Source organism: Photobacterium sp. TLY01, assembly GCF_021432065.1.
Taxonomy (GTDB): domain Bacteria; phylum Pseudomonadota; class Gammaproteobacteria; order Enterobacterales; family Vibrionaceae; genus Photobacterium; species Photobacterium halotolerans_A.
This window is the reverse complement of the sequence record NZ_CP090364.1, coordinates 2,384,931-2,406,378: the sequence shown is the minus strand read 5'-3', so window position 1 is coordinate 2,406,378 and position 21,448 is coordinate 2,384,931. Positions and strand designations below refer to the sequence as shown.

At 39.8% G+C, this 21,448-nt stretch carries 16 protein-coding genes and 1 pseudogene; all 17 read left to right on the top strand.

Annotated elements, in window-relative coordinates; genetic code table 11:
- Position 1 precedes the first annotated feature (1 nt).
- The gene (locus LN341_RS11345; protein WP_234203341.1) at positions 2–1,096 is read left to right on the top strand and encodes a glycosyltransferase family 1 protein; all 1,095 of its coding nucleotides are present in this window, start codon (positions 2–4) and stop codon (positions 1,094–1,096) included.
- Complete coding sequence (locus LN341_RS11340) at positions 1,093–2,193, top strand: glycosyltransferase (protein WP_234203340.1); 1,101 nt, start codon at positions 1,093–1,095, stop codon at positions 2,191–2,193. Before LN341_RS11345 ends, LN341_RS11340 begins: the two co-directional genes overlap by 4 nt.
- Before the next feature lie 106 nt (positions 2,194–2,299).
- Entirely contained in the window at positions 2,300–3,520 is a 1,221-nt protein-coding gene (locus tag LN341_RS11335; RefSeq protein WP_234203339.1) for a glycosyltransferase family 4 protein, read from the top strand.
- Between the two features lie 249 nt (positions 3,521–3,769).
- Positions 3,770–4,843: pseudogene (locus tag LN341_RS11330) on the top strand (IS3 family transposase).
- Between the two features lie 533 nt (positions 4,844–5,376).
- Positions 5,377–5,826 carry a hypothetical protein gene (locus LN341_RS11325; RefSeq protein ID WP_234203338.1) on the top strand — a complete coding sequence of 150 codons (450 nt, stop codon included), beginning with the start codon at positions 5,377–5,379 and terminating at the stop codon, positions 5,824–5,826.
- Positions 5,827–5,840: 14 nt separating this feature from the next.
- Positions 5,841–7,586, top strand: coding sequence for a polysaccharide biosynthesis/export family protein (locus LN341_RS11320; RefSeq protein WP_234203337.1), 1,746 nt, complete (start codon positions 5,841–5,843; stop codon positions 7,584–7,586).
- Between the two features lie 45 nt (positions 7,587–7,631).
- Positions 7,632–8,417, top strand: a complete 786-nt coding sequence (locus LN341_RS11315) for an ABC transporter permease (protein WP_234203336.1) — start codon at positions 7,632–7,634, stop codon at positions 8,415–8,417.
- On the top strand, positions 8,414–9,064 hold the full coding sequence (locus tag LN341_RS11310) for an ABC transporter ATP-binding protein (protein WP_234203335.1): 651 nt from the start codon (positions 8,414–8,416) through the stop codon (positions 9,062–9,064). The genes LN341_RS11315 and LN341_RS11310 overlap by 4 nt, the downstream gene beginning before the upstream one ends.
- A 3-nt stretch (positions 9,065–9,067) precedes the next feature.
- Positions 9,068–10,693, top strand: a complete 1,626-nt coding sequence (locus tag LN341_RS11305) for a lipopolysaccharide biosynthesis protein (protein ID WP_234203334.1) — start codon at positions 9,068–9,070, stop codon at positions 10,691–10,693.
- A gap of 23 nt (positions 10,694–10,716) precedes the next feature.
- On the top strand, positions 10,717–11,631 hold the full coding sequence (gene rfbA, locus LN341_RS11300) for a glucose-1-phosphate thymidylyltransferase RfbA (protein ID WP_234203333.1): 915 nt from the start codon (positions 10,717–10,719) through the stop codon (positions 11,629–11,631).
- A gap of 7 nt (positions 11,632–11,638) precedes the next feature.
- A complete protein-coding gene (gene rfbC, locus LN341_RS11295) occupies positions 11,639–12,187 on the top strand; it encodes a dTDP-4-dehydrorhamnose 3,5-epimerase (protein WP_234203332.1) in 549 nt (182 codons plus the stop codon).
- Between the two features lie 12 nt (positions 12,188–12,199).
- Positions 12,200–13,105 carry a dTDP-4-dehydrorhamnose reductase gene (rfbD, locus tag LN341_RS11290; protein ID WP_234203331.1) on the top strand — a complete coding sequence of 302 codons (906 nt, stop codon included), beginning with the start codon at positions 12,200–12,202 and terminating at the stop codon, positions 13,103–13,105.
- Between the two features lie 27 nt (positions 13,106–13,132).
- Positions 13,133–14,218: a dTDP-glucose 4,6-dehydratase gene (gene rfbB / locus LN341_RS11285; RefSeq protein WP_234203330.1), complete on the top strand. Its 1,086-nt coding sequence runs from the start codon at positions 13,133–13,135 to the stop codon at positions 14,216–14,218.
- A complete protein-coding gene (locus LN341_RS11280; protein WP_234203329.1) occupies positions 14,215–16,560 on the top strand; it encodes a hypothetical protein in 2,346 nt (781 codons plus the stop codon). Before rfbB ends, LN341_RS11280 begins: the two co-directional genes overlap by 4 nt.
- The gene (locus tag LN341_RS11275; protein WP_234203328.1) at positions 16,550–18,673 is read left to right on the top strand and encodes a glycosyltransferase; all 2,124 of its coding nucleotides are present in this window, start codon (positions 16,550–16,552) and stop codon (positions 18,671–18,673) included. The genes LN341_RS11280 and LN341_RS11275 overlap by 11 nt, the downstream gene beginning before the upstream one ends.
- A 23-nt stretch (positions 18,674–18,696) precedes the next feature.
- On the top strand, positions 18,697–19,590 hold the full coding sequence (locus tag LN341_RS11270) for a Stf0 family sulfotransferase (protein ID WP_234203327.1): 894 nt from the start codon (positions 18,697–18,699) through the stop codon (positions 19,588–19,590).
- A gap of 95 nt (positions 19,591–19,685) precedes the next feature.
- On the top strand, positions 19,686–21,446 hold the full coding sequence (locus LN341_RS11265) for a glycosyltransferase (RefSeq protein ID WP_234203326.1): 1,761 nt from the start codon (positions 19,686–19,688) through the stop codon (positions 21,444–21,446).
- The last annotated feature ends 2 nt before the right edge of the window (positions 21,447–21,448 follow it).

Below are 21,448 nucleotides of genomic sequence, written 5' to 3'. Positions count from 1 at the left end.
TATGAAAAATATAATATTTCACCATCCATTACCTCTCGATGAAAAATCTAAATCTGCCTCGGGTATTAGACCCTTACGTATGCTTTCAGCCTTCCGAGAACTAGGTTACGAGGTTGATTTAGTAGTTGGCTACTCCAAAGAGAGAAAAAAAGCTATTGAAGAAGTTAAGGGGAATATAAAAGCGGGAAAGAAGTACGATTTTGTTTATGCAGAATCATCCACTATGCCAAATGTTTTAACTGATCCTCATCATTTACCTTTACATCCTTTTTTAGATTGGTTTTTCTTCAGGTTTTGCAAAAAAAATGATATACCAATAGGTTTGTTTTATAGAGATATTTATTGGTGCTTTGATGCCTATGGAGCAGGATTAAACTTTAGTAAAGTTATAGTAGCTAAAGCCGCCTATCGTTTTGATCTTTGGATTTATAAAAGAAATTTAGCCAAACTATATTTACCATCTGAAGAAATGGGTAAATATATTCCTACTGTTTCTTCAGATATACATTCCCCTCTTCCGCCAGGGCATACTTTACCAGATGTTGAAACGAGACTACCTTACGATAAAGACAAAAAGCTAAAGTTATTTTATGTGGGTGGAATGTCTAATCACTACCAGCTGCATAAATTATTTTGTGCTGTAGTAAACTTACCTAATATTGAGTTGACCGTTTGCACTCGAGAAGCTGAATGGCTTGGAGTTAAGCATGAGTATCCTGACTTAACACCAAATATAAAAATTGTACATTTGTCTGGTGTGGAAATGGAAAAGCAATTAAATCAAAGTGATATAGCGGTGCTGTTTGTAAAACCTCAAGAGTATTGGAAGTTTGCTTCGCCAGTAAAACTATATGAATACTTAGGTTATCGCAAGCCTATTTTAGCAAGTGAGGGCACACTTGCAGGCAAATTTGTGAGTGAGAATAGAATAGGTTGGACGCTGCCTTATGACGTTGAGTCAGTATCGGAATGTTTACAACGTTTATCAGAGAAATCTGACGCAACTCTGGCGCCACGCCTAGCTTTAGAAAGTGTTTCTTTAAAGCATTCATGGCAAGCCCGAGCTCTACAAGTAGTCAAGGAACTTTCAAAATGAAAATAGTTCTTCTTTCGGCTGCTTCATCTATCCACACTATCCGGTGGGCAAATGGCTTAGCTGAAGCTGGACATGAAGTTCATGTTATTAGCCAGCACCAAGCTACTGATGTATTTAACTCAGCAGTTTCGGTCCATCTTTATCCTTTTCGGGGCATTCTTGGATACTTTTCTATGGTGCCTGCTGTCCGTAAGCTCTTACGGGTCCTTAAACCGGATATTGTAAATGCTCACTATGCTAGTGGTTACGGCACTACAGCACGTCTAGTTGGCTATCATCCTTGGTTACTCTCTGTTTGGGGGAGTGATGTGTATGATTTTCCTAATAAATCTCTTTTTCATAGATGGTTAGTCAAAAAGAACTTGAGATCTGCTGACAAAGTTGCGTCAACGAGTTACTGCATGGCAGATGAAGCTCGCACTTTAACCCCTGAACTAAAGGACATAGCCATTACACCTTTTGGTGTAGATTTATCTTCCTATGTAGCGATGAAACCAGAGCCACCAGTACAAAAGTTAAAGTTGACTATAGGTACTGTAAAGACAATGAAAAACACATATGGTATTGATATTCTTATCCGAGCCTATGCGCTTTTGGTCAAAAAATTTCACGACCAGCCACAGTTACATGCCCCTGAACTTGAATTACGATTGGTTGGCGGGGGAGAGCAAACAGAAGAGCTAAAAAAACTTGTCGATCATCTTGGTGTGGCTGACAGCGTAGTTTTTGTCGGGCAAGTGGTTCATGAGCAGGTGCCGCAAGAACTTAAAAAGCTAGATGTATATGTTGCTCTGAGTCGAAGTGAAAGTTTTGGTGTTGCCATCATAGAAGCAGGGGCAGCTGGTCGCCCTGTTGTTGTTTCTAGAGTGGGGGGGTTACCTGAAGTAACGATTGAAGGGAAGACTGGCTTTATTGTTCCTAGTGAAAGTCCTCAGGCTGCTGCTGATGTTATTGAGAGGCTTGTGTTTGACTCGGAACTTCGCCATCAGATGGGAGTTCATGCACAACAGCATGTTGCCGAGAGCTATTCTTGGGACGTTTGTATTAAAACAATGCTAAGCCTCTATAAGAATATAATCGAGAATTATAAAAAATAGAAAATATAATTAACTTGATTTTCTGTGGTTTATTAATTTCTGATTTTATCAGAGTATCAGTTTTTTTTGTAACTAGTGAAAAGTTACTGAAAATTTAGGTTCCTATATGAATAGAACAATCTGGATCGTACATCAGTATGCTTCCACTCCAGAAACAGGCATGGGGGGGCGGCATTTCTATTTGGCAAGAGAGCTTGCTAAAAAAGGTTATAAAGTTTATTTAATCGCATCGGCGTCACATCATCTCTTAAGGGAAAAACCCAATTTCGAAGAGCAGTTTAAAGTTGAGGCTATTGATGGTTTCAACTTTGTATGGGTTAATATGCCCGATTATGCCGAAGCTCATAATAAAAAGCGTGTCATTAATTGGTTTTTGTTTCCTTGGCTAATACAAAAATTAGCTAGATTGATCGATGATAAACCAGATGTTGTATTGTCGTCATCACCGTCACCGGTTGCGTTTCTGGGGGCACAGCGTTTAGCGAAAAAATATAAGGCTCGTTTGGTTTTTGAGGTAAGAGATATTTGGCCGATGACTTTGACTGAAGTTGGTGGTTACTCTCGTAGTCACCCTTTTATTCGCTTTCTGCAATATATTGAAGATAAGGCTTATCGCGATTCAGATTTTGTTATTTCAAACTTGAAAAATGCAGTTGAGCATATGGCTGCTCGAGGAATGGAACGAACAAAGTTTCACTGGATACCGAATGGCTTTTCATTTGACGAAGTGAGCAAAAATGTTCCACTTAATAACTTTACTAAAAATCAGTTGCCTCAAAATAAATTTATTATTGGTTATACAGGGACGCTCGGTTTTGCAAATGCGCTAGATACATTAATTGAATCAGCTGAGCGATTAAAAGAATATCCTGAGATTGCCTTTGTTCTTGTCGGAGAAGGCAAGGAAAAAGCCACATTACAGTCCATGGTTATCGATAAGGGATTAACTAACGTAAGCTTTATTTCCTCTATTCCAAAGGAGGAAATACAGGCAATGCTAAGCCATTTCGATGCTTGTTTTATTGGCTGGTTAAATGACAATCTTTATCAGTTTGGAATTGGCGCTAATAAAATACCTGAATATTTATACTCAGGGAAACCGGTTTTACATGCATACTCAGGTTCCTGCGATCCCATATTAGAATACAATTCTGGAATTTCCGTGCCAGCGCAAAACCCGAGTTTGCTTTCGGAAGCAATTTTAACTTTATACAAAATGCCAGCCGAAGAAAGAAGAACATTAGGAATCAATGGGCGGCGTGCAGCAAAGCAGCAGTATGAATACGGAAAACTAGCAGATAAATTGGAAAAAGTATTATTTCAATAAAAAATTTCTGATCTGGTTTTTAGTTTTTTATCATTGAGATAGTAGCCCTCAACCGGTTCCTTATATTAATTTTACAAGATTACATTCAACTTACCAGACTATGGTTGAGTCTGTGCCAAAGCAATATGTGCCAAAATAAGACATTGTAGATTACGAAGGTGCAGTCCTTAGTTGTGCGGTAATCCCCCCGAAAAATAACAGCAGTAAAAAGTAGAGTTTTCTCGTAACCTAAACGAAAGGAGATTCTGCATGAAAAAATCACGGTACACGGACAGTCAGATCTTAGCGATCTTAAAATAGGCAGAAGCAGGTACACCTGTGCCAGAGCTCTGCCGCGAACATGGTATGAGCAGTACAACTTTCTATAAGTGGCGCGCCAAATACGGTGGTATGGATACCTCTCTCATGGCGAGGCTGAAAGAATTGGAAGATGAAAACCGTCGTTTGAAGAGGATGTATGCCGAGGAGCGCCTCAAGGCAGAAGTCATCAAAGACGCCATGGAAAAAAGTGGTAAAGCCCTGTGAGCGGCGCTTGCTTGCTCAGCATTCGGTTGCGCGATTTTCAATTAGCATTCGTAAGGCTTGCCGGTGGTTCGGCATCAGCGAAACCGGATACCGTTATCAGCCTAAGATGGCAACGGAAAACGCTGAGATAGCTCAATGGCTTGTCACGCTCACTTCTGAGCAAAGTGACTGGGGCCTCGGGCTATGCTTTGATTACTTCCGCAATGTTAAAGGCTTCCTGTGGAACCATAAGCGGGTTTACCGTATCTATTGTGAGTTGGCACTGAACCTGCGGATACGCCCACGGAGAAGACTCCAGCGAAACAAGCCGGAACCATTGAAAGAGCCGACGCGCGCGGTTCAGGTCAGGTCGTTAGACTTTATGCATGATCAACTGTCGACGGACGGAACTACAGGCTACTCAATATCATCGATGACTACCGTCGTGAAGGTATCGCGATTGAAGCAGGTTTTTCGCTTCTGGCATTACGTGTGATTAGAGTACTGGAACAACTTTTAGAGTGGCGTGACACACCTGTTGCCATTCGTTGCGACAATGGCCCCGAGTTCATTTCCCATGAGTTTACAGCGTGGGCAAAAAGCAAAGGGATAGGAATAGATTATATTCAGCCAGGTAATCCACAACAGAACGCGTATATTGAGCGTCATAATCGTACGATGAGATATAGCTGGGTGAGCAAGCATCTGTTTGACTCATTGGAAGAAGTTCAGGTCTATGCAACAAAATGGTTGTGGTTCCTCAATCATGAGCGTTCACACAAGGCAAACGGAGGTAAACCACCTTTGATGGCTGCTTAACTTCTACTTTTAACTGAGGTTAAAAATGGGAGGATTACAGTCACTTTTGGCTGTCAATAAGGGGCTGGTGAAGGGTTACGAATGATAGCGATGACCAAAAGCATAAAACTCAGCTTTAAGTGCTCATGCAGTTGCGTATTGGTTACATAACTGTAGCGAAAGCTTAACATAAGTGCGTGTTGAGCAATGATTTGCTCAACAGCGCCTAATAAAGCTAACGAAATGTATAAAAATGACATTAATTACTGAAATGAATGTGGTAGTATCATGCACTTACTACTATCGCTACATATACAGGGATACTGAACAATGTGTATCCAATGCAATAGTAAGTGCATGGAAGCATTTATATACAGGTAACAGGCGTCCAAGCTTCCAAAAAAAACAAGCATTTAAGGAATATTTAAGCGTGTTTTGGGAGCGATACTCAAGGGCGGTAGCGTGTAAAAATTCGTAAAGTCTTCCATTCTACTCGTCAATACAAAAATTACTTTTGTGGGATTCTCCCATATGGCAATCAAATCAGGTAATTAATGGTTATTAAAGATAAGTTGTCTAGTTTCATCTTAGCCGTGATCTTAGCATCTCTGAGTGGTTGTTCTACTCGTCCTCCTTTTGTACAAGCAACAACTAACTTGGTCAATGAATCGGTAACAGTGCAAGGCAAAAAAGTGCTTTCTTCTGAAGTTGTTACGGCATTAAACAGTAACAAACAGCAAATAACGTTAAGCAATGGCCAAGTGTTACGTGTCAGTTCACGTTACTACTCCGCATTGGGCATGCCATGCCGAACTTTAGAAATTACAAATTCTGGTTTTGAGCAAACTAAACGTGTTGCGTGTAGCGATAACGGTAACTGGTTTTTGGTCGATAGTTTGGATAGGTTTGACCTAATCACGGAAACCCATACCCCAGTAATTTCGACTACAGACACTGGTAATGACATTCCAAAGAATGTTCTTGAAAAGGCATTCTATAAGTAGAATTTTGATAGCATATGTATCCTTTCTATTCCCAATTAAAATCAATAACACTAATATTAACGGCTGGACTCTTGTTTTCCGCATTGTCTTATGCCGATGAGTTGCAATCATTTGAAGTACCAAATAATAGCCTATCATTACAATCGTTAGCTGAAGGTAGTAATGCGCCCGCCACGAATGGTGTGCCTGTTGAGCAGTACGTGCCACAACCCAGGACCGGTTTGCTGCTACCTGGTGAAGCTGCAGCATCAGACTTATTACCAACGTCTGGTGAGAGCTTTCCACCGCCGTATGGGGCCAACCTTTTTGCAGGTGGTTATGAAACGGAACGTTTTGACGGCTTAAACGATGATTATCTAATTGCGGCTGGTGATAAATTATCTATCTGGTTGTGGGGGGCAGTTAATTTGGCCCAAGTTGTGACTGTTGATAATCAAGGAAATATATTTCTACCTAATATTGGGCCTATTCAGGTTGCGAATGTTAAGGCAAGCCAGATTAATGTTGTTGTCACTGAAAAGATACGTACTGTTTATAAAAAAAGCGTTAATATATATGTCAATTTATTAACGGCAACACCGGTGAGCGTGTATGTCTCAGGTGCAGTTGTTCGCCCTGGGCAATATGCAGGTGTCTCTGCGGATAGTGTTTTATACTACTTAAAACGTGCTGGCGGTGTTGATTCTGAACGTGGTAGCTATCGTAATATCAAAGTACTTAGAAAAGGACAGGTAATATCAACAGTTGATCTATATGCGTTTCTTCGAAAGGGAATGTTAGTAGGTTTTAACTTCAAAGATGGTGATGTCATCTTGGTTGAGCAGCAACAGCCGACAGTTTCAGTTTCTGGCAAAGTGAAAAATCCATTTCGTTTTGAAATTCAGGGACAAAATATTACTGGCGCAGAAATTGAATCCCTCGCTAAGCCATTTGCAAAGGTCAGCCACGTTGGGATAGTAGGAACACGACGAAGTCAGCCTTTTTCAATCTACCTGCCGTTCGATAAGTTTAAGTCATTCAAATTGCAAGATGGCGATAAGTTAATTTTTAATGATGATTTACGTGCGCAAGTGCTGGATGTACAGATTAGTGGCAGCTACCTAGGTCCGTCTTATTATGCGTTGAGCAAGGGAACACGGCTCCATACCTTACTGGCGCATATCGGAATAGAAAAAGATTTGGCCGATTATCATTCCATTTACATATTGCGTAAAAGTGTTGCTGAACGTCAAAAAGACATGATTGAGCAGTCATTACAACGTTTAGAACGTAGTGTTTTTACTGCACCAGCGTCGTCTGATGGAGAAGCCACAATTCGTGCTAGAGAAGCAGAAATGGTACTTAGGTTCACTGAGCGAGCCCGAAAAATTGAACCGCTTGGTAAAGTCGTCGTATCTGACAATGAGCTTGTGGCGAACATTCTTCTAGAGCAGGGTGATGTTGTTGTTATTCCACCAAAAAGTGATCTCATCCAGGTTGGTGGTGAAGTGATTATGCCGCAAGCTTTAGTGTATAACCCAGATGCAAGTGTGAAGGACTACATTGCTTGGGCCGGTGGCTATACTGAGCGTGCAAATTATGAGCGCCCACTGATTGTACGTGCAAATGGTTTGATTGAGTTCGGTTCAGAGGCGCAGCTTAAACCTGGAGATCAGTTGCTGATACTGCCTAGAGTCGATGCGAAAACAATGCAAGCTGTGAAAGACATCACTCAAATTATTTATCAGATTGCTGTTGCCGCTAACGTTGTACTGAACTGATGGAGAAGTGAAGCATTGCACTTGGCAGTGCTTTCCTGATTTTTTATGGCGTCAATATTAAAGCGAAATAAACTTCAAGTTTGGCGGGATGTCATCTTTGCCCTGTTCATCCGTGAAATTCGCACAGGGTTCAATGACAAATTTGGTATCAGTTGGGCCATTATAAACCCTCTTTCATTTATCTTTGCGCTTTCGTATATACGAGGGCTGATCGAAGGTGGGGAAACACACGGAATGCCAACCTTCGTTTTCATGGTTCATGGAATGGTTTTAGTCCAACTGTTTCTAACGCTTATGGAGTCAACATCAACGTCATTGAATAAAAATAAATCGCTCTTTGCATTCAGGCAGGTACAGCCGATCAGTGCCTATCTTGCGACAGCTTTGTTTGAAATTTTAGTCAAGCTTTTTGTCGTGTTTGTTTTGATTGTATTAATGTATTTTCTCAATATTGATATCCGTGGTGATAATTTATTGATATTAATCAGTTGTTTTTTCTTATTGGCTGTTATTGCCTGCTCGGTCGGTATTGTTTTTTCTATGATTCAGGGATTTATTCCGGAGTTTGGACGAATAAGGACAGTTTTTACCAGGCCCCTGTTTTTCATCTCTGCAGTTTTTTTCTCACTACAAGATTTTGGACCAGAGGTATGGCCATATCTTAACTGGAATCCAATTCTTCAAGCCATTGAGTTATCGCGTCAGGCTGCGTATAGCAACTATGGTGCAGTTGCTGTCAGTTTCAAGTACCTCTGCGCAATGGCAGTTTTGTCTGTTTTCGTTGCCTTGTCTGTGTATACTATTTCTTGGAAACAGGTAATAAGCAGATGATTTTATTGAGAAATTTGACGAAGTTCTATCCATCGGACTTAGGTAAGCAATTTATATTCAATGGCCTGAATTTTGATATTCCTTCCAATAGAAATATTGCAATTTTAGGTAAAAATGGCGCGGGTAAGTCCACATTATTCAGACTACTGGCAAAGAGTGAATATCCGAATAAAGGGAAAATCATTACAGAGTTAAATATTTCATGGCCTGTAGCATTAGCGACGGGGTTACACCCGGCCATGACAGGAAGAGAAAATACGCGCTTTATTGGTCGAGTGAATGGTGTTGCAGACCTCGATGCTTATGAACGAAAGGTTCTGGATTTCTCTGAATTAGGCGTGAAGTTTGATCTACCGGTGCGAACTTATTCCAGCGGAATGAGGCCCAGATTAGCTTTTGCCTGTTCTGTCGCCATCGACTTTGATGTGTACTTAATTGATGAAGTAACATCGGTCGGCGATGCGAAGTTCCGAAATAAAGCTAAAGAGTCTCTACTGAATCGCAGTCGGTCCGCAAACGTTATAATGGTTAGCCATAATATGCCGGAACTCCGTGAGTTCTGCGACAGTGCAATTGTTATAGATAAAGGTAATTTGACTTACTTCCCTGATTTAGAAGAGGGAATTAAAGTGTATCAGGCGCAGTAATTTATGTCCGATCAAATAACAGCGAATAAGAGTGAAAAACGAGCTTCACTTACTGAGGCTCAACAAGTCGAACAACGGTTTGATTCACTTCGAAAAGAAACCTCGGTTAAAGAATGGCGCGATATACATTTTTTAGCAACCAAAGCGAGCGAGTTAGATGCCCAGGATCCGCTTTTAGCGAATCGAATCCGTTTACGGATTACTAATCTGACGAAAGCGGCAACACAACAAAAAGAAAATTTAGAGAAGCGATTCCACGCCATTCGCCAAACAGTGAGTCAGGCTGAGTGGGAAAATCCATCCTTTTTAACTCAAAAAGCGGAAGATTTACAGCAAACAGATGCAGAGCTTGCGAAGAGAATTTTGCTGCGAGTCTCAAACCTTAAGAAAAGTGAAAGCCAGCGCGAAGTACCCAGAATTCAATCGGAGCATCAAACCGAGAGAGAACCAGCGTTAAAGCAATCCGATCCAAAAGCGAACCTAGTGGACTGGGTAAGGCACTCAGCACTGTTTTGGATTGTCATCTTACCTGTGATGCTCTTTGCTATTTATCAAATCGTGATAGCTTCTGAACGCTTTGAGAGTCGAGCCAAATTGATCATCAAGCAGCCAGATTCAATGGCAACCATGGATGCATCTATGGCGCTGCTTTCCGGGTTTGGGGTATCAGTTCCCGGATCTTCTGACTTAGAGCTAGCGAGAGCATACATATATTCAGAAGATATGCTGGATTATCTGAATCAAGAGCTGAAGCTCTCCTCGCATTTTCTCAGTGAAAATATCGATTTCTATTCACGGTTAGACAATAATTATTCTAAAGAAGACTTCTATGATTACTTTCGGCATAAAGTAACGGTTGATATTGATGAGAAAGCTTCTGTTATACAAGTTAATGCACAGGGCTTTACACCTGAATATGCTCAGCAGTTAACTAAAGCAATTGTTAATCGTACTGAATGGTATATTAATAAGATAGGCCACGACCTTGCTGAGTCTCAATTGTCGTTTATACAAGGCGAACATGTTCGTGTTGAAAATAAATTGGCAATGGCCAAGCGTGAATTATTAAAATTTCAACAGCGTAACAACTTGCTGGATCCAGAAGCTGAAGGCATAGCAATACAGCAAATCGCCTATACATTAGAAGCTCAGCTCGCGGAAAAGCGTTCTTTATTAAATGCCCTTGAATCGATTATGAATGCACGGGCCCCACAGGTAATTGCGGCTAAGAATGAGATTCAGGCACTTGAATTGCAGCTGAAGCAGGAAAGGGGACGGTTGTCACACCATGACAAGGATACTGACGTTTCCGCATCGGCAAGCCAGGCTATTGATCAAGTCATACCCAACAATTTGTCAGTTGGCGAAATACTGGCAAAGTATGCAGAATTGAAAGTTGGCCTCGAACTGGCTTTACAAGCTTATACGTCGTCGAAAATTTCATTGGAGAAGTCGCGTATTGAAGCTTACCGACAATTGAAATATCTGGTTGTTGTGGAAAGTCCAACACTGCCGGATGAAAACCAATACCCAAGAAAAACGTATAATATTACACTTTTCACCGCATTATTGCTCTTGCTGTATGGGATTGGGCGAATCGTCATTGCAACCGTCAATGAACTTAAATAATAACGTAAACAACGAGAAAGGCTATGTTAAACCTTGACAGATTTGAAACTGAACGTAAGGGAATTATTTTGGCGGGGGGATCGGGTACGCGCTTGCACCCGTTGACAAAAGTGGTCAGTAAGCAGCTAATGCCTGTTTACGACAAGCCCATGATTTACTACCCGATCTCAACCCTGATGGCGGCAGGTATTCGTGACATGCTCATCATTGCAACGCCACAGGACTTACCTCGTTTTCAGGAACTATTGGGTGACGGTGCGCTTTGGGGCGTTAAGTTTACGTATGTGGTTCAGCCTTCACCAGATGGTCTGGCGCAAGCATTTATTCTGGGTGAAGAGTTCATTGGCGATAATAATGTTGCGTTAGTTTTGGGGGATAATCTTTTTTATGGTCACGACCTTTCCCTTTCACTCCGCCGGGCCTGCCAAAAAGATGAAGGTGCAACTGTATTTGGCTATCATGTTGCTGATCCTAAGGCGTATGGCGTGGTTGAATTTGATGACAACCGTCAAGCTTTATCGATAGAAGAAAAACCGGAAAACCCGAAGTCGAATTACGCTGTCCCTGGTTTATATTTCTTTGACAACAAAGTTGTCGAGTATGCCAAAAACGTTAAACCCTCTGCCCGTGGAGAGCTTGAAATCACTGATGTGATCAACGCTTACCTCAGAGAGAAAGAACTCACTGTCGAGATCATGGGTCGTGGTACCACCTGGTTAGACACCGGTACGCACGACAGTTTACTGCAAGCAGCACATTTTATTGAAACTCTTGAAAAACGCCAGGGACTCAAAGTGTGTTGTCCTGAAGAGATTGCTTATCGCATGGGCTATATCGATAAATCCACCCTGCGTGATATTGCCATTCCCTTACAGAAATCTGGCTATGGCCAGTATTTGTTAAATCTGCTGGACAGCAAAGTGTATTCGAGTCACTGAGGCCTGTATGAAGTTTATTGAAACCGCGATCCCAGATGTGAAAATTATTGAACCAACAGTTTTCGGTGATGAACGTGGGTTCTTTATGGAAACCTTCCGTACAACAACGTTCAACGAAAACTGTTGTCCTAGAACCTTTGTTCAGGAGAACCACAGCAAGTCTGGTAAAGGAATATTGCGTGGCCTTCACTACCAAACAGAGAATACGCAAGGAAAACTAGTCCGGGTGACACAGGGAGAAGTGTTTGACGTTGCTGTTGATATGCGCAAACAATCGCCGACCTTTGGTCAATGGGTTGGGGTGTATCTTTCTGCAGAAAACAAGCGGCAATTATGGGTACCGGAAGGGTTCGCCCATGGGTTTTATGTTGTCAGTGAAACTGCTGAATTCGTCTACAAGTGCACCGATTTTTACAATCCAAGCGCGGAAATATCGATCAAGTGGGACGATCCTACCTTGAATATCGAGTGGCCTCTGTTGCCTGATTGTATGCCATCTCTTTCAGGAAAAGACGAAGCCGGATTGGCGTTCTTGGCAGCCCCTGTGTTCGAATAAGGTATACCTGCAATGAAAAAAGTGATTATCACCGGGCACGGCGGGCAACTGGCCACTGAGTTGAGTCTCACAGCCCCGTCTACGATGCATATCGTCAGTTTCAGCTCAAAGCAACTGGATATTACAAACCGCGAGTCGGTTCGGGACACCCTGTGCAATGAAAAACCCGATCTGATTATCAATGCGGCAGCCTATACCGCGGTTGATAAAGCAGAAAGCGATGTAGAAGCAGCTTATGCGGTCAATGCGTTGGGGAGCGAAAACCTGGCAATTGTTTGTCAAGAGCTGAGCACAAAGCTGATCCATATCTCAACGGATTTCGTATTTGATGGCAGCAAAACCACACCCTATCAGGTTGACGACGAGACTAATCCTTTAAGTGTTTATGGTGCTTCTAAACTGGCCGGCGAAGAAAAAATTGCGGCTATTTTAGGTGGTAACGCAACGATTATCCGCACAGCCTGGGTGTATTCAGTGCATGGCAATAATTTTGTGAAAACCATGCTTCGCTTGATGCAAGAAAAAGAACAACTCGGTGTAGTGTGGGATCAAGTTGGTACACCCACCTGGGCCAAAGGGTTGGCAGAGATGATTTGGCGTCTGGTTGAACAATCAGGTAGTTCATTCTGTGCTGATTACAGAAGTGAAAAACCAGTCCTGCTTCATTGGACTGATGCCGGAGTGGCGTCCTGGTATGATTTTGCCATTGCTATCCAGGAGCTGGCTATTGAAAAGGGGCTGTTAGCGAAGGCAATCCCGGTAATTCCAATTCCAGCAAGTCATTATCCTACCCCCGCTAAACGTCCGAGCTTCAGTGTGATTGATAAAACCGCAGCAGAAACAGCCTCGTGCGGTCGGGCGCTGCACTGGCGACAACAGCTTTCAACCATGTTAGAAGAAATGAAAACAATTAATTAAAATATTCAGTTTAAATGAGAGAAAAGAATGAAAACGAGTAATATTTTAGTGACAGGTGGTGCCGGCTTTATTGGTGCCAATTTTGTGCACTATTGGTTGGCTAACCATACTGACGATAAAGTGGTTGTTCTTGATGCACTGACGTATGCCGGTAATCAGGCCAACCTTGCCTCTGTAGCCGAGCACCCGAATTTGGTGTTTGTACACGGAAATATTTGTGATACAAACTTGGTTGAAACCCTGTTGAAGGAATATCAACTCGACACCATCGTCCATTTTGCGGCTGAAAGCCATGTCGACCGTTCCATTACTGGCCCAGATGCATTTATTGAAACCAATATTATCGGTACACACAGTTTACTGAAGGCTGCCAAAAAAGTCTGGATCGATGAGCCGAAATCACGAGGTGAAGCACCGCTGAAGCACCGTTTTCACCATGTCTCCACAGATGAAGTGTACGGCACACTAAAGCCACATGATCCTGCCTTTACAGAAGAAACGGCCTATGCACCTAATTCGCCTTATTCAGCAAGTAAAGCGGCTTCCGATCACTTGGTGAGAGCTTATCACCACACCTATGGCTTGGAAGTCACGACGTCAAACTGTTCAAATAATTACGGCCCTTTTCACTTTCCCGAAAAACTGATACCGCTTATTATCACCAATATTTTGCATGATAAGCCACTGCCTATTTATGGCGATGGCCAGCAAATTCGCGACTGGCTGTATGTTGAAGATCACGCCCGCGGTATTGATTTAGTGCTTGAAAAAGGCCGTATTGGTGAGAATTATAATATTGGTGGCCACAATGAATGGGCTAATATCGATATTGTTAAAGTCGTTTGTCAGCTAATGAATGAATACTTCACGAGCGAGGCCAATTCAGAACTTCTGACCAAATTCCCGCAAGCAAGGTTAGCCGCTCAAGGTAAATCTGAATCACTGATTACCTATGTGACCGATAGAGCAGGACACGATCGCCGCTACGCAATAGATGCAACAAAAACCAATAACGAATTAGGTTATAAACCCGTTGAGTCTTTTGAATCTGGTATTCGCCAGACGGTTGAATGGTATTTGGATAATAATCAGTGGTGGACAGTTTTACTATGATATTTAGTTTTTTTAGAAGTATAAGAAATAAAAAAGAAGCATATAATACTATAAAAGAATCAGGTTTATTTGATGCCGATTTTTATAGAAGAAAATATGGTATTGAAAATCGTATCGATCCAATTAATCATTATTTGGAAACTGGTGTTTCTCTGAGGTATGACCCATCTAAATACTTTTCAACTAAATACTATTTAGAGAATAATGATGATGTCTTAAATTCAGGATTGAACCCATTCTATCACTATATTGTTTATGGGAAAAATGAGGGGCGAGTTTGTAGCCGAATTGATGAGAAAATTGAAGATTTTTCTTCAATATATAGACTTCCCAGTAGTGCTGAAAATAATTGCTATTGTAAGAATGAAACCCTATTTTGTTCAAAGGTGTACAAAGAGTCATATTCGGATTTAAAGACAGTTCCAAACGAAGAAGCCTATAGTCATTTCATTAACTTCGGAATAAATGAAGGTAGATATCGACATTTTTCTTCTGTATTTTTTAAGTACAAGAACAAATATGGATATGATTTTCTAAATAGTTTAGAAGAAAATGAATCTATAATTGGGTTCATGAGGGACAAAGCTGAAGAATCGGATTTGGAATATTTCTTGAATTTTTATTTTGAACCTTGTACCAAAGAGAAATCGCTTTTCTGCTTTGATATATTTGATACGTTGATCTATCGTGAAGTATTCAATCCAGAAGATATCTTTTCTATTGTAGAATTAAAAAGTAAGCATTGGGGGTTTGGTGCAAAACGCATCGCAGCAGAAACACGTTGTAAAAGTAAATTCGGCTCAAAGCAGTATTTACTCAAGGATATTTACGCTGAAATTGAGTTTTCTGAAGAGATTGCTGAACATTTGATGCTTCTTGAATTAGAAGAAGAAAAAAATTCAATAAAAGTTAGACAATCAGTGTTTGATTTCTTGGATAAGCTAGAAGCTTATGGACATGAGATTCATCTGATAAGTGATTTCCATTTAACAAAAAATGAATTGCTTAATATATTACCACCGATATTCAAAGATAGATTTTCTGAAAGAATGACTGTTTCTGGTGACAGTTCATTGTGTAAGCATTCTAGTGAGCTTTATGACCACTTTTTTGAGATTTTGGATAGAAGGAACTTTCAGAATGTTTATATGATTGGTGATAATTATTACTCTGACTATATAAACGCAAGTAAATATTTTGATCAAGCGATAAGAATTCCTACAATTAATGAAACTAAGCTAAGGAAATATATAGATTTAGTTGTAAATTCTGATATTTTAATCAGGAAAGAAATCAAGAGGAGTATTATCGAAAAAAATTCAATAATTGCTCCAATTCTTGCGAGTTCGATGATATCTCTGACAAAATATTTACATAGCATTAAATCATTAGATGAAGGTACGAATATATTTACCTTAGGACGGGATGGCTACCTGTTAAAACGTAGTTACAATGCGCTATACGATGTAAATATACCTGAGTTGAGTAACTCTCGAAGCTTAAATTTCGCTTCTATAATTGAAGATTTTAATGATATTGATGAATGCTTTAATCGGGATGGCTTCTCTACAACTATCGGTAGAAAAATTAAAAACCGATTAGGATTTAGTGTCGAAGGAAAAATATCTCAACTTTCTGATGAAATGATTGATAAAAATGAGACGTTAAAAACGGCACTTTATGAAAAAATAATTCCATATTGTCAAGAGCAGAGAGGTCTTTATCAAAGCTATTTGAGTTCTCATAATATAGTAGATCATAATAAATATATTGCATTTGATATTGGATATCGTGGAACAAGTGCAAAAGCATTTACAAAGTTGCTTCCAAACGCTGATGTTAGCTGGGTTTATTTTGCAACATTTTCGAATATGGTATTCAAACATAAGTACGATGCAATCAATGAGAATATTGAACTAGAAAAGTACGGTCAGGTTATTCCTATTTTGGAAGCATTATTTAGTGATGAGAATATAGGTAGTGCACATTATTTCGAAAAATCCGGGCGTTTAATTCGGAAGGTTAACAAAAACGAAGAAAGAATCAAGGGAATTGTTAATAGAATTCAAGACGATGTAGTAGATTTCATCGTGGAATATAAAGAGAAAAATGGCGAGTATTTAAATATCGAAGAAAAGTCATTTAATAATATTTTAGAATACCTAACTATTCCAGATTTTGAATTTTGTAAAATGTTTGTAGGTGTTGAAAATGAAGACTCATTCGCAAATGCCACATCATATTATATCTCACCGGATCTGGATGCAATGAAATCTAGTTGGCAATCTGGTTTGAACTCTGTTGTTGAGTCTATTAACGAGAAGCGAGTTAATGAAAAATAAAATTACAAAGCTGAATGATATTTTTGGTGCTTTCTTTAAATCAACAACCCTTGATATGCAATCAATCGACAGTGTTGTGATCGAGTTAGAAAATTATTTAAAATGCTCGAACATCAAGCATCATTCATCTGAAGTTGATTTTTACCAATATGATGAGTTCGTTTCGAAGGTATTATCCCGATTTGAGGATAAGCACAAGGCACTTGATCAAGATGTGACAATTATTATACCATCAAGATCTGGAGAACTGGTTGTATCGGCGCTTAATAAACTAGGTGAAAATAAATTTAACATTGTTGTTGCATTAAATAACACAGATTTCGAAAAAGAAAAATCGATTATCTTAGAAAATCTTGATATTCAAAACAAACCGAAAATTATAGAACACTTCTTTCCAAAGGGTGTTAATTTTTCTTTTGCTGAAATCTGTAATACCGCTGCAAAAAAATATGCTAAAACTAAATTCTTACTCTTTTTTAATGATGATTTACTTATCTCAAAAGATGAGTTGATTCGTCTTACTGCATATATAGAGTTTAATATAATTGGTGCAGTTGCTCCTGTTTTAAAATGGCCATCTGATGTTGTACAAAATGGAGGCATTTTCGGTGGGATACACCGAAATAAGCTTCCTGGTTTATATGGTCGTGGGCTTCAATATGCTGACATTAATCAAATGCCGCTCACATGTGATGCTGTCACCGGAGCATGTCTAATGCTTCGAGCAGAGCAATTTTTTAAAATGAAAGGTTTTGATGAAGAAAAATTTGCAATTGCTTATAATGATGTGGACCTTGGCTATCGATTAAATGAGTCAGGTTTACACACTATATCAATGAATCACATTAGTGCTGTACATATCGAAGGTGCAACTCGTGGGACGGGTCTCGGCAATGATAATCCAAAAGAGGAAGTCGAAATAAGTCACAGATTCAGTGAATATGCGCAGAAGGTTATACCAAAGCGAATTCAGTTAATACTTGATCCTGAATCCAGTGATTTTCTGTATGCAAATCAACACCCAACATTTGACTATAGAAATCAAAATGTTGTTGTGTTTACCCACAACATGAAGCTTGAAGGTGCTTCACGTATTGCTTATGATACAGCCAAAGTATTGAGTGATAGTGGCTTCAATGTTTCAATTCTTGCATTGGAAGGTGGCGAACGTTTACGAGATTATCAAAGCTTCGCAGATAATATACATATTTGTGGGTGGGACTATTTTACCAACAGCAACCGCAGAGCGGCCGTAAGCATGTGGTTGCAACAACATGATATATCACTGGTGATAGCAAATACTGTCATTTGTAGCGCAGCTTTATATCCCGTTACCTCTGGTCTGAAATGCAAACAGATTAATTACATCCATGAAAGTGAGTCATTTGATCATCATTTATGTCATTTTGGTGGGTATTGGGTAGATCAGTCCGCTTTGTCGATTAAGAATAATTTTAATGTTTTTGTTTCACGTTATACTGTGAATGTATACCGATATTTGCTAAATGATTCAAATTGGACGATTTTATATAATTATTTTGTAGAGCAAGACCTCACTCAAAATAAAATTAAGACACAGGGTTATAATTTTGTAACAGTGGGTTCGGTCTGTGAACGTAAAAACCAGAAGATGGTTTTTGATGCTTTAGATTATTTCGAAAAGAAAGAAATACCAGCAACATTTACCCTTGTTGGAGCACGTAATGACCAATACGCGAACGAAATCAAGTCGGCTTTAGAAAGTAGAACATATTTGTTTTCGAAATTAAAAATAATAGATGAAACTCCGGAAGTAAGTCCGTACTACGAAAAAGCTGATATTTTCATTTCGTTTTCTAATATGGAGTCCTTTCCAATAACTTTACTCGAAGCGTCGTCCCATAATTTGATTTTAATGTCAACGGCATTGTTTGGAGCCAAAGAGATGATTGTTGAAGGTGTTAATGGTTTTCTATTTGAACCTAATAATGTCGAGTCAATGTACAAGTCATTTGATAAGCTCTTGGATGATGATTTTGATAAATTGAAAAGCTCATCTAAAACTTTATTGAAGTTATGGCCCAATGATAAAGAATTCAATTGTGCGATAACAAATTTAATTAAGCGAAAGTAAGTGGATTTTATTAGGAAGTAATTATGTTGAAAAAAGCATTTATTATATTGTCGACCCAGCGTTCTGGTAGTACTTTGCTTTGTAAGGATTTAGCAAGTACACAATGCATGGGGAATCCAGATGAACACTTGCTTGATTACCTAGATGGTCGAGATTTTAATAAAGATGAGTTTTATAATCGATGTCATGACAAATCAGGAAATTTCGGCCTGAAATTAATGGCGAATTACCTTGATGAAGCTATGTTAATGCTAAGTAAAGGGCTAGGATTTGAAGGAACTAATCTCAATGATTACCTTCTGTTTCTAAACAAAACTTATGATAAAGTAGTTTTGATTTATTTAACTCGAGATGATTATTTTGAGCAGGCTCTGTCAAGAATTACAGCGAAAAAGACAAACACATGGCACAATTTGGGTAATGATGTCATACAAATGAATGGCGGTTCAACTAATGCTGATGATACTAGAGCGAAAAGGAAGGTTGTCATAGAACAGCTTAAAGTAAAAGATATTAATGATAGTGTTTTAGATATCTTAAAGGAAAACCAATATCTTCGGGAAGTTTATGCTGGGTTAGATGATCAGGTCTGTGTTAAATTTAAGACTAATTATAATGAGGTTGTTTATAATTACCAGCGGTTAATTAATTTCATCTACGATGGACATGTAACAGTAGATAGAAAAATGAAAAAAATATCAAGTGAGGATGATGCTCTAAGGGCGAAGGAAATTTATTTTCAGACTGTTGGTAAGGTTGTATCTGATGGATGTGTTAATTTGCTCCGGGATTCAGCTATTTTGCTGGAGGAATTTGATACTTTTAAGTCCACTTTAATGATGCAAATGGCCCACAATCTAAGACCGGATGGCGCATTTATTAAAGAGAAATTACAAGAATATACATCGAAAGAATAATAACTATATGTTGTTAGGCATGATGATGTTGAAAATGTGGTGGTTTATGACCACCACTTGTTTTATTGTCTGTGCCATTTTGTTAGGGGGGGAGGATGGCTGTTTTTTTAAAATTGGCAAAGAGTTTTTTAATTGCCAAGTTAAAGAGGTTTACATGGGCCACAAGGCTTTACCGGGGGCTATTTCCTCCTGTTATTGATAGCTATAATTACATACTTGAGTTACAGAGATGTCGACTTTCAGAAATGAAAGTTAATAAGAGTGAACATACTTTTGCCTTTCTATGTCCAGTTTATAACGCTGATGTTTTCCATCTTGGTAGGATGGTTGATTCTATTATTTATCAGAGTTATACGAATTTTGTTTTGTATTTAATTGATGATGCATCAAGTGGAAGTGAGCATAATTCATACCTTTCGAAAATTGAAAGTAACAATCGTATTAAAGTAATATATAGAAAAATAAATGGTCATATATCTGAAGCCTCAAATACTGGTTTGTCTGTCGTTGAAGAAGATTATGTGGTACTAATTGACCAGGACGATGTATTACAGATGCATGCGCTAAAAATGGTTGTTCATGCTTTACAGAATCATCCGGGTGCAAATATTTTGTACAGCGATGAGGATAAACTGGATGTCAATGGTCATCGGGTGCAACCACACTTCAAACCCGATTGGAATCCGGATTTATTATATTCGCATAACTATATTTCTCATCTGGGGATTTATAAGACATCTTTATTAAAAGCGATTGGCGGCTTTCGGAAAGGCTATGAGGGCAGCCAGGATTATGACCTCTTACTTCGCGCGGTGGAACACTGCAAAGGTGAAGGTATAGTGCATATCCCTTATGTGCTTTACCATTGGCGCGCTCTGCCAGGCTCAACAGCGTTTGCTGAGTCAGAGAAAAGCTATGCAGAAACTGCTGGCCTGAAAGCACTCCAAGACAGAGTGAAAGGCTTGGGCGCAACGGTAGAGATGGGGCGACTGGCCAATACTTATAAAGTGTGCTGGCCAATACCTGACGACTCACCCCTTGTGAGCATCATTATCCCAACACGAAACGGTCATGCGCTGGTTAAGCAGTGTATTGACTCATTATATGAGAAGAACGACTACAAAAACTTTGAGATATTGTTAGTCGACAATCAAAGCGATGAACCTGCCGCGATTGAATTCTTTTCAGAGCTGGAAGCGGAACGTAAAATTCGATGGCTTCATTATGATGATGCGTTTAACTATTCCGCGATTAATAACTTTGCGGTAACGCATGCGCAAGGTGAAGTACTGCTATTGCTTAACAATGATGTGGAAGCCATCCATTCAGGCTGGTTGCGTGAAATGGTTTCCCATGCGATTCGACCTGACATTGGCTGTGTTGGCGCCAAGCTCTTCTACCCCGATGGCCGTTTGCAACATGCGGGTGTCATCACTGGATTAGGCGGTGTGGCGGGTCATTCACATAAGTATTTCCCTGGTGATCACCCCGGTTATTTTAAACGCCTGCAGATCGTTCAAAATTTGAGTGCTGTGACGGCGGCTTGTTTGGCCGTACGCAAGTGTGTGTTTGAACAAGTCGGCGGGTTGAACGAGAAAGACTTAACTGTCGCATTTAACGATGTTGATTTTTGTTTGAAAGTGCGTGAAGCGGGGTATCGAAATCTCTGGACGCCTTATGCAGAGCTTATCCACCATGAATCTGTGAGTCGCGGTCCGGAAGACAGTCCTGAAAAGCAAGCACGTTTCCAGAGTGAAATCAATTACATGAAAGAAACCTGGGGAGACACCTTGATGAATGATCCCCACTACAGTCGCTGGCTCACGTTAGACAGAGAAGACTTTACTTATCGCTAAGC